Consider the following 2,026-nt stretch of genomic DNA (forward strand, 5'->3'; position numbering starts at 1 on the left):
CACAAGAATAATAACAGCTTCAGGAAAAGATCTGGATATGTGTAAAGGGGTGACAGAAAGTGATTTTTCCTATGGATATAGGAATACAACCAAAGATTTTATCAAGGGTAAAAAGTATCCTTATGGAACTTGGTGAGTAGAATGATATTTTTTGGTAAAAAACTTACGGTTTTATTTTATGATTGTTCTACGATAGGGATTTTTATGAAATTATTTCTCTGCATGTTTTTCTGTCTATTTCTGTCTCTGTTTTTTGTCAATCAATCGTTATCGATCCCACGTCAATATCTAAAGCGAATGATGCAAACACAATTGCCAATATGTATCTTATGGGCATGGGGGTTCCGAAGGATATGAAAAAAGCATTTGAACTCTATCAGATCGCTGCTGAACTCGGAAACACGGATGCTCAAATTGATTTAGGTGATATGTATTATTTCGGAAAAGAAACCATTCAGAGCTACGGAAATGCTAATTATTGGTAAATATATTCACTGCTCGGCAAACTGGAACGGTATAAAATTTAAAAGAGTCTGGTTGGATGGAAAACAGGTAAGAACAATCTACGGAGCAGAGAAAATGACACATCTTATTGGTTATGTGAATATGCCAAATAAAAACTGGATACGGTCCATCTGGAATATGAAGGGAGAAAAAGCATGAAGCTCATGATTCAGCTACTTTCATTTTTATTTTTAGTTGGATGCAATGACACTACTGCGCAGGATAAAATAAAAGTACCTTGGGATAAATGGTATTTCACGTTCAGTACTCCAAAAGCGCTTCCTGCAACGGTTACGTTGGTCAAATTGCTGGATGTTGACGGCTATGGTTATGTGTTCAAAACCATAGATCAGCCTCAAGGGAATAGTGTTGGAACATGGGGGACACATGTAGGAATACCAGGAGCTACTTTTAATAAGGCTGATGCGCCGCCACAGATAATTAAGTTTTGTTGGGACTCAATTATTGACAAAAAAACTTATGAAACCACTTTGTTTTTTTCTTCTGATACTAAGAAAAAAATGATTTCCAAAGAGCCTGAGTGGAATAACCCCGGTGAGTTTTATTTTTTTCGTTATATGGTGATTGGTTTGGCACCTGAAGGAAAAGTCCGTGTTTGGTTGCAAAATAACGGAAAGCCAAATATTGAGCAAATATCCACAAAAATTACAACCACTTCTGGGGATGGGCTTGATATGTGTAAAGAGGTTACAGGGCATCCTGATGGATATGTTTACTATGGAGATACTCCTGATTTTATTAAGGGGAAAAAGTATCCTTATGGAACCTGGTGAGTAGAACTATACTAGTTGGCAAAAAACCTACAGTTTTATGCTACGATAAGGTTTTTTATGAAACTATTTCTCTACATGTTTTTTCTGCTTATTTCTATCCGTATTTTCTCTCAATCAATCGTTATCGATCCTACATCAATATCTAAAGCGGATGATGCAAATACAATTGCCAATATGTATCTTATGGGCATGGGAGTTCCGAAGGATATGAAAAAAGCATTTAAACTCTATCAGAACGCTGCTGAACTCGGAAACACGAATGCTCAAGTTGATTTAGGCGATATGTATTATTTCGGAAAAGAAACCATTCAGAGCTACGAAAAGGCTGATTATTGGTATGAGAAAGCTGCGAATAAAAACAATGCTACAGCTCAGATGTATTTAGGTTATACATACCTTAATGGTAAGGGAGTTGCATTGAATTATTCTAAAGCCAGAAAATAGCTTGAACTTTCGGTAAAACAAGGCCAGCCTTCAGCTATGTATCATTTGGGTACGATGTGCTTCGATGGTAAAGGAATTACTAAAAATCAAAATCAGGCTATCGACCTATTCAAAAAAAGTTGCTCTGAAGGTGATTCAAATGCGTGATAAGTTAAAAAAATTAAAACAGAGAAGTAATAATCTTATATATAGTGAAATATATATGTATAAGTTAAATATGGAGTTTCATATGTCTAAAGGTGTTGTGTTACTTGGCGATAAAACCACGCATGGTGGTGCAGTGA

The 2,026-nt window shown here is 35.9% G+C and carries 4 protein-coding genes and 1 pseudogene; all 5 read left to right on the forward strand.

Annotated features, from left to right (window positions below; genetic code table 11):
* Nucleotides 1-136 (forward strand): annotated as a pseudogene (locus HEM79_RS23210) (DUF2931 family protein); the annotation flags it as partial.
* A gap of 217 nt (nt 137-353) precedes the next feature.
* On the forward strand, nt 354-485 hold the full coding sequence (locus tag HEM79_RS22830; RefSeq protein ID WP_286178684.1) for a hypothetical protein: 132 nt from the start codon (nt 354-356) through the stop codon (nt 483-485).
* A gap of 174 nt (nt 486-659) precedes the next feature.
* The gene (locus HEM79_RS22175; RefSeq protein ID WP_176241713.1) at nt 660-1,298 is read left to right on the forward strand and encodes a DUF2931 family protein; all 639 of its coding nucleotides are present in this window, start codon (nt 660-662) and stop codon (nt 1,296-1,298) included.
* Between the two features lie 57 nt (nt 1,299-1,355).
* A complete protein-coding gene (locus tag HEM79_RS22180) occupies nt 1,356-1,742 on the forward strand; it encodes a tetratricopeptide repeat protein (RefSeq protein ID WP_176241712.1) in 387 nt (128 codons plus the stop codon).
* A gap of 36 nt (nt 1,743-1,778) precedes the next feature.
* Nucleotides 1,779-1,889 carry an SEL1-like repeat protein gene (locus tag HEM79_RS23085; RefSeq protein WP_077637353.1) on the forward strand — a complete coding sequence of 37 codons (111 nt, stop codon included), beginning with the start codon at nt 1,779-1,781 and terminating at the stop codon, nt 1,887-1,889.
* Nucleotides 1,890-2,026: the final 137 nt, after the last annotated feature.

The organism is Escherichia sp. 93.0816 (assembly GCF_013368855.2).
Taxonomy (GTDB): Bacteria; Pseudomonadota; Gammaproteobacteria; order Enterobacterales; family Enterobacteriaceae; genus Escherichia; species Escherichia ruysiae.

What these genes read in the sequence shown, in the direction of transcription:
- HEM79_RS22175 (WP_176241713.1), top strand. Translation starts at nt 660, where the DNA reads ATGAAGCTCATGATTCAGCTACTTTCATTTTTATTTTTAGTTGGATGC.
- HEM79_RS22180 (WP_176241712.1), top strand. Translation starts at nt 1,356, where the DNA reads ATGAAACTATTTCTCTACATGTTTTTTCTGCTTATTTCTATCCGTATT.
- HEM79_RS23085 (WP_077637353.1), top strand. Translation starts at nt 1,779, where the DNA reads ATGTATCATTTGGGTACGATGTGCTTCGATGGTAAAGGAATTACTAAA.
- HEM79_RS22830 (WP_286178684.1), top strand. Translation starts at nt 354, where the DNA reads ATGAAAAAAGCATTTGAACTCTATCAGATCGCTGCTGAACTCGGAAAC.